Here is a 6,580-nt window from a genome sequence, read left to right as displayed (position 1 = left end):
GACCCCAAAACTGTCAACTATGTCCCCGAACAGGTGTAAGCTATGTCTCCGGGCTGAACACTTCGCTCGCAATGACGCAGAGAGAGGAGCTGCAAACTCGGTGTCATTCCGGGGCGCGGCTCGCGCAAGCCCCGGAATGACGCGGAGGAGAGCGTTGGCTCTACAGCTCCCTTGCATTGCTGAACGCGAACGAGCTGACGCGCCGCGTCGTCTCATCCAGGATCAGCGTGCGCGTGATCGGCGGCTCGGCGCGCTGGGCGCAGTTTTCGCGTTCGCAGAGCCGGCAGTTGACGCCGATCGGAGTGCCCTCGGTTTTCTCCAGATCCATGCCGGCGGCGTAGACGAGGCGCGACGCATGCCTGATCTCGCAGCCGAGGCCAATGGCGAAGCGTGGCTGCGGCAGCGGATGCGGCGCGACCGGGCGGCGGACCATCTGGGCGATCGAGAAATAGCGCGAACCATCGGGCAGCTCGATGATCTGCTTAAGGAGGCGGTCGGGCGTGTCGAAGGTCGAATGCACGTTCCACAGCGGGCAGGTGCCGCCGAACTTGGAGAACGGGAAGGTACCCGACGAGAAGCGCTTGGAGACGTTGCCGGCATTGTCGACGCGCAGCATGAAGAACGGGATGCCGCGGGCGTTCGGGCGCGACAGGGTCGTGAGGCGGTGGCAGACCTGTTCGAAGCCGGTGTTGAAGCGCTGCGCCAGCACGTTGATGTCGTAGCTCAGCGCCTCCGCAGCAGTGAGGAACGGCGCATAGGGCATCATGACGGCGGCGGCGAAGTAGCTCGCGAGCGTCATGCGGTAGAGCCGGCGCGCGGTGTCGTCGATGGCGCCGGCGCGGCCGATGATGAGTTCGAACTGCGGCAGGCATTCGGCCATGCCGAGCTGCACCGCGAGCTGGAAGGTGCGTCCGGGCCCGTCGACCAGTTCGGAGATCAGGAGCTGGCGGCGATGGCGGTCGTAACGGCGCAAGGTCTCGCGCATGACGTCGACCGGCATGACCCGCGTCTGCACCGAATGCTTTTCGCGCAGACGGGCGGCGAGCGCCGCATAGAGCCCTTCGGCCGGCACGTCGAGCGCGTCGCGCAGGCTTTCGGCCTGCTGCTCGAGCTCGGCGAAATAGTTGCGGTTGGCTTCGATCAGGTCGCGCACCCGCTCGATCGGGTTGGCCTCGAAACGGGCGCCCTCGTTGCGGTCGGCCATCTGCGCCGCCACCAGCGTCTCGCCGCGGCGCGCCTCGGTGTAGGCCGCGTACAGCCGCTGCAGCGCGTGGGTGACGCCGGGGCAGAGCTCGGCGAGATCGCGCAGCTCCTGCTTGGGCAGCTCGATCTGGCGGAAAAGCGGATCGGAGAAGATCTCGTTGAGCTCGGCGAAGAAGCGGTCCTCGTCGGCGCTGGCGAGGTCGCGCAGGTCGAGGTCGTAGGTTTCGGCCAGCCGCAGCAGGATCTGGGCAGAGACCGGGCGCTGGTTGCGCTCGATCAGGTTGACATAGCTCGGCGAGATGCCGAGGCCCTCGGCGAGCTGGGTCTGCGACAGCCCCAATTGCTGGCGGATGCGCCGGAAGCGCGGGCCGACGAACAGCTTCTTTCCGGATTCGCCGGGCATCTTGATCTCCTTGGGGGTAGCCAGCCCTGGATTGTGACAAATTTTACAAAATGACATTTATGACAAGTGATGATGTTACATGACATCACCATTCGAAAACAAGGGCTCTATACGAAACAGCCGGATTCGCGTTTATCTCCTGTCACGCAATTCGCAATGCACTGTCAAAGTTGTGACGGTTCAAGGAGAGTCTCATGAGCAGCAATTTCTGGGTGATCGGCGGCGAGTTCGGCTCGATGAATTTCCACAAGCTGGTGGAAGGCTCGGCCCAGGTGAAGGGTCCGTTCAAGTCGCGCAAGGAAGCCGAGGATTGCTGGCGCGAGGTGTCCGAGGAGAACCGCCACAAGGCTGGCGTCCGCTTCTCGATCGTCGAGGAGCCGCAGCGCGCTCCGGCGGCCTGACCGCCGATAAGGAATGCATTGCCGGGTATCTGAATAAGCTCGAGGAAGAGCCCAAGGACGGGGCGGTCTCAGCCGGGTCACATCGGCGGGGGCCGCCCACGTCCGTTTCGTGGTTACGACGGCGTGCTTATAACCCATTGAAGATGAAAGGGGATTGCAGAATACTGGGTTACTGCTAGGTTAACACGGTGGGAACCTGGCGAAACCAGGGCCGAACCGTGAAAGCGTGAGCGATGTCCGAGGCCGCCGATAGCAGCACAGACTCCCGCCCCGTGCGCCTGCGCGAAGCGCTGCGCCAGGCCCGGATCGAGGCCGCAGACCGAACAGGCGTGGTGGTCGACCTGCGCGACGCCGAGGTGGCGCGGCTGGAGATCCTCAACGATGCGCTCGACCCGCTGTTCGCGGAGATCCCGGGTCAGCTCGATCTGTTCGATCGCGGCATCAGCCAGGGTGAGACGCCGCGGCTGTGGATCGACGTCGTCGCCCATGTCGTGATGGGGCGCGACAAGCGGCAGTACCGCTTTGTGCAGGACACCCGCAACGGCCGCATCGTGCTCGCCGAGTCGCACGACATCGCTGCGATCGTGAAAGCCGTCACCGACTACGTCGCCCGCCGCATGGTCGAGCGCGAGCGCGCCTTCAGCGTCGCGCGGGCTCAGGCGAGGACGATCGCCGAGGCGCCGCGCCGGCGCGGTGGGATCTGGCCGTTCGTGCTCGGCTTCGTGCTCGGCGCGCTGTCGCTGTTCGGGGTCGCATTCTATGCGAGCCTGCAGCAGATCTGACGGCCTGGCCGCGCCTCAAAGCAGGCGGACCTCGCGGATCTCGCGCACGCGCAGCGCCTCGTTGACTGCGCGCACGGTCATGTCGCAGCGCCAGTGATTGCCGTCGCTGCTGATGGCAAACATGTTGTAGGCCGCGGCCGGATAGTGGCCATGCGCGATCGAGGAGGCCGAGGGCACGCCGACGACAGGGATCTTGCGCTCCGGGCCGTCGATCCAGAGCGTCGAATGCACGTGGTCGTGGCCGTGCAGGATCAGCTCGACGCCGTGGCGGGCGAGCAGCGCGATCAGCTTCTTCGCGTCGGTCAGCCGCTTCATCCGGTGGGCCGAGCGCAGCGGATGATGCACCAGCAGCACGCGGAACAGCTGCTCGTGCGCCAGCGATTCGAGCATCTGCTCCAGCGCAGCGAGCTGTGCGCGGCCGAGCCGTCCCGTCGCCATGAACGGCGCCGAAGGCACGGCAGAGGACAGGCTGATCAGCGCGAGCGGCCCGCGCCGGCGCAGCGACGGAAACGTGGCCGGTCCCTCGGCATCGCCGCCGAAATAGTCGGCAAAGCTCTCGGCGAAGCGCAGCCGCGTCGAGCGCACATAGGCGTCGTGATTGCCGGGAATCGCGGTGACCCTGTCCGGCGGCCCCACGGTCCGGAGCCAGGCCTGGGCGATGGGAAATTCGGATTCCAGCGCGAAATTGACCAGATCGCCGGTGACGGCGATCTGGTCCGGAATCTGCGTGTGCAGGTCGGAGATCAGCAGATCGAGGATGTCGCGGCGATGGTATTTGTAGCGATTGCGCGTCCAGTTGAGATAGCCGAGCGCGCGCTTGCCGGCGAGCTCCGACAGGCGCGGCTTGTGCTGTGGCGCGAGATGCGGGTCGGACAGATGGGCGAGCGTGAAGGCAGCCATTATGCCCCTCGGTGCCGATGGCGGATGCAAGCGCGCCCAGATGTCATCTCGTGCTATCCCTCGTGGTGCCCGGCTCTCATGACAAGCCCTGCCAGCGAGCGCAAGAACAACCAGGACGACGACAGCGATGACGACATATCTGAGCCGGCTGCGGATCCGGCTCGAGCCCGCGCTCCGGCGCGGCTTCCACCTCTATTGGCGCTTCGCCCGCGGCATGACGCTCGGCGTCCGCGGCGTGGTTCTGGATGCCGAGAACCGCGTGTTCCTGGTCCGGCACGGCTATGTCTCGGGTTGGCACCTGCCGGGCGGCGGCGTCGAGGTCGGCGAGACGTTCATCGAGGCGCTGACGCGGGAGCTGTTCGAGGAGGGCCGGATCGCGCTGGAAGGCGAGCCAGAGCTGCACGGCATCTTCCTCAACGGTCACGTCTCGCCGCGCGACCACGTCGCCGTCTTCGTTATCAAAAGGTTCACGCAGGACCGGCCGCCGGAGCCGAACCTCGAGATCGTGGAGACCGGCTTCTTCGCCCGCGACGCGCTGCCGGAGGGAACCACGCTCGGCACGCTGTCCCGCCTGCGCGAGGTGCTAGACGGCGTTAAGATCATTCCCACCTGGCGGCCGGAACAGCACGTTGCCGCCGGATCATTATGAATTTCTGCACCGAATGAGGGCAGTCTCCCGTCCCGTGGGAGAGGGGTCGATGATATCACCTTCGATGCGGATCGCCGTGCTGGTGCCCTGCTACAATGAGGAGGCCGCGGTCGCCACCGTGGTCCGCGATTTCAAGCAGGCGCTGCCGACGGCCACCGTCTACGTCTATGACAACAATTCCAAGGACCGCACCATCGAGGTCGCGCGCGCGGCCGGCGCCGAGGTGCGCTCTGAGCGGCGGCAGGGCAAGGGTCACGTCGTCCGGCGCATGTTCGCCGATGTCGATGCTGACATCTACGTGCTGGTCGATGGTGACGCGACCTATGACGCGCCGAGCGCGCCCGGCATGGTTGCGCGTCTCGTGAGCGAGCGGCTCGACATGGTGGTGGGTCTGCGCGTCGACCAGGAGCAGGCCGCCTACCGCATGGGCCATCGCACCGGCAACTGGATGCTGACGAGCTTCCTCGCCGAGGTGTTCGGCCAGGCCTTCAAGGACATCCTGTCCGGCTACCGCGTATTCTCGCGCCGTTTCGTCAAATCCTTCCCGGTGCTCTCCGACGGCTTCGAGATCGAGACCGAGCTGACCGTGCATGCGCTGGAGCTGGCGCTGCCGGTCGCCGAGCTCGCGACGCCATACTACGCGCGGCCCGAAGGGTCCGTCTCCAAGCTCAACACCTGGCGCGACGGCTTCCGCATCCTCGGCACGATCCTGAAGCTCTATCGTTCGGAAAAGCCGCTGCGCTTCTTCAGCGCGATCGGCATCTTCCTCGCGCTGGTCTCGATCGGCTTCGCGATTCCCATCTTCGTCACCTATATCGAGACTGGACTGGTGCCGAGGCTGCCGACCGCCGTGTTGTCGATGGGCCTGATGATCATGGCGTTGCTTTCGGCCTCGTCGGGCCTGGTGCTCGACACCGTCACCCGCGGCCGCCGCGAGATGAAGCTGCTGGCCTACCTGTCACACGCCCCGATCGAGGGCTGATGCAGGCGGAAGCTTGTGTCCGTCCGCCGTTCCGGTCATGGTTCGGGCGTCAATGTCCTGAACGAGAACACCGCCTCCATGCCCATCCTCAACAGCATCGCCGCGCTCGCCGACGACATGGCCGCCTGGCGCCATGATTTCCATGAACATCCGGAGTTGATGTACGAGGTGCACCGCACCGCCGGCATCGTCGCCGAGCGCTTGCGCGAATTCGGTTGTGACGAGGTGGTGACGGGCATCGGGCGCACCGGCGTGGTCGGTGTCATCCGCGGCCGTCGGACCAGTTCAGGTCGCACCATCGGCCTGCGCGCCGACATGGACGCGCTGCCGATCGAGGAAGCCTCGGGCGTGCCCTATGCGTCGAAGACGCCGGGCCTGATGCATGCCTGCGGCCATGACGGCCATACCGCGATGCTGCTGGGTGCCGCCAAGCATCTCGCCGACACGCGCAATTTCGACGGCACCGCGATCGTGATCTTCCAGCCCGCCGAGGAGGGCGGCGCCGGCGGCAAGGCGATGGTCGACGATGGATTGATGACCCGCTGGGGCATCCAGGAGGTCTACGGTCTGCACAATGCGCCGGGCGTGCCCGAAGGCGTGTTCGCGCTGCGGCCGGGTCCGATGCTGGCATCATCGGACCAGCTCGAGATCACCGTCCGCGGCAAGGGCGGTCATGCCGGCGCCGGCGTTCACAAGGCGGTCGACAGCGTGCTGATCGCCGCGCACATCATCACGGCGCTGCAGTCGATCGTGTCGCGCAACGTCGATCCGATCAAGTCGGCGGTCATCTCGATCTGCGTCGTCGAGGCCGGCAAGGCGATGAACGTCATTCCGGAGACCGTCGAATTGAAGGGCACCGTGCGCACGCTCGATCCCGAGGTGCAGGACCTGGTGGAGCGCCGCATTGCCGAGGTCGCCGACGGCATCGCCCGCACCTATGGCGGTGAGGCGACGACGAAATACACGCGGCTCTACCCGATCACGATGAACCATGCGCGCGAGACCGGCGTCGCCGCTGACGTCGCTCGCGACGTTGTCGGCGCGGAGCGGGTGGTCGACAATGCGCCGCCGCTGATGGGGGCCGAGGATTTCGCCTTCATGCTGCAGGCCCGTCCCGGCGCCTTCGTCTTCCTCGGCATGGGCGACGGCAAGGATTGCCACCACCCGGCCTATCGCTTCAACGACAACATTCTCGGCCACGGCGCGTCCTATTGGGTGCGGCTGGTCGAGAAGACGATGCCGGCCGATTGATGCCGGCGG

The 6,580-nt window shown here is 66.0% G+C and carries 7 protein-coding genes; 5 read left to right on the top strand and 2 right to left on the bottom strand.

All coding sequences use genetic code 11. The features are described from left to right. Positions 1 to 160: 160 nt before the first annotated feature. The gene (locus ACQR13_RS26015; protein ID WP_315717316.1) at positions 161 to 1,606 is read right to left on the bottom strand and encodes a helix-turn-helix domain-containing protein; all 1,446 of its coding nucleotides are present in this window, start codon (positions 1,604 to 1,606) and stop codon (positions 161 to 163) included. 194 nt (positions 1,607 to 1,800) lie between these two features. Between ACQR13_RS26015 and ACQR13_RS26010 the strand changes: the two genes are divergently transcribed. Together ACQR13_RS26010 and ACQR13_RS26005 are read left to right on the top strand one after the other, a co-directional pair. Next, positions 1,801 to 2,007 (top strand): DUF4170 domain-containing protein, encoded by a 207-nt coding sequence (locus ACQR13_RS26010; protein WP_315717315.1) that lies wholly within the window; start codon positions 1,801 to 1,803, stop codon positions 2,005 to 2,007. Positions 2,008 to 2,240: 233 nt separating this feature from the next. Continuing rightward, positions 2,241 to 2,789 (top strand): hypothetical protein, encoded by a 549-nt coding sequence (locus tag ACQR13_RS26005; protein WP_434863381.1) that lies wholly within the window; start codon positions 2,241 to 2,243, stop codon positions 2,787 to 2,789. 15 nt (positions 2,790 to 2,804) lie between these two features. On the opposite strand, the gene ACQR13_RS26000 is transcribed toward ACQR13_RS26005, so the two are convergent. Continuing rightward, positions 2,805 to 3,689 carry a metallophosphoesterase family protein gene (locus tag ACQR13_RS26000; protein ID WP_434863380.1) on the bottom strand — a complete coding sequence of 295 codons (885 nt, stop codon included), beginning with the start codon at positions 3,687 to 3,689 and terminating at the stop codon, positions 2,805 to 2,807. Between the two features lie 127 nt (positions 3,690 to 3,816). Here ACQR13_RS26000 and ACQR13_RS25995 point away from each other — a divergent pair, with 127 nt between their 5' ends. The 3 genes from ACQR13_RS25995 (at position 3,817) to ACQR13_RS25985 (ending at position 6,571) form a co-directional block, all read left to right on the top strand. Continuing rightward, a complete protein-coding gene (locus tag ACQR13_RS25995) occupies positions 3,817 to 4,338 on the top strand; it encodes an NUDIX domain-containing protein (RefSeq protein ID WP_315717312.1) in 522 nt (173 codons plus the stop codon). A gap of 49 nt (positions 4,339 to 4,387) precedes the next feature. Next, positions 4,388 to 5,320, top strand: coding sequence for a glycosyltransferase family 2 protein (locus ACQR13_RS25990; RefSeq protein ID WP_315717311.1), 933 nt, complete (start codon positions 4,388 to 4,390; stop codon positions 5,318 to 5,320). A gap of 78 nt (positions 5,321 to 5,398) precedes the next feature. Further along, positions 5,399 to 6,571 carry a M20 aminoacylase family protein gene (locus ACQR13_RS25985; protein WP_315717310.1) on the top strand — a complete coding sequence of 391 codons (1,173 nt, stop codon included), beginning with the start codon at positions 5,399 to 5,401 and terminating at the stop codon, positions 6,569 to 6,571. Positions 6,572 to 6,580 lie beyond the last annotated feature (9 nt).

This window comes from Bradyrhizobium sp. HKCCYLRH3059 (assembly GCF_051168035.1).
Lineage (GTDB): Bacteria > Pseudomonadota > Alphaproteobacteria > Rhizobiales > Xanthobacteraceae > Bradyrhizobium.
The sequence above is the reverse complement of the archived record's forward strand: the minus strand, read 5'-3'. Positions and strand labels throughout refer to the sequence as shown.

Excerpts from the sequence above, each read along its gene's own strand:
- ACQR13_RS26000 (WP_434863380.1), bottom strand. The coding sequence starts at position 3,689 with ATGGCTGCCTTCACGCTCGCCCATCTGTCCGACCCGCATCTCGCGCCA.
- ACQR13_RS26005 (WP_434863381.1), top strand. The coding sequence starts at position 2,241 with ATGTCCGAGGCCGCCGATAGCAGCACAGACTCCCGCCCCGTGCGCCTG.
- ACQR13_RS26015 (WP_315717316.1), bottom strand. The coding sequence starts at position 1,606 with ATGCCCGGCGAATCCGGAAAGAAGCTGTTCGTCGGCCCGCGCTTCCGG.
- ACQR13_RS26010 (WP_315717315.1), top strand. The coding sequence starts at position 1,801 with ATGAGCAGCAATTTCTGGGTGATCGGCGGCGAGTTCGGCTCGATGAAT.
- ACQR13_RS25995 (WP_315717312.1), top strand. The coding sequence starts at position 3,817 with ATGACGACATATCTGAGCCGGCTGCGGATCCGGCTCGAGCCCGCGCTC.
- ACQR13_RS25985 (WP_315717310.1), top strand. The coding sequence starts at position 5,399 with ATGCCCATCCTCAACAGCATCGCCGCGCTCGCCGACGACATGGCCGCC.
- ACQR13_RS25990 (WP_315717311.1), top strand. The coding sequence starts at position 4,388 with ATGATATCACCTTCGATGCGGATCGCCGTGCTGGTGCCCTGCTACAAT.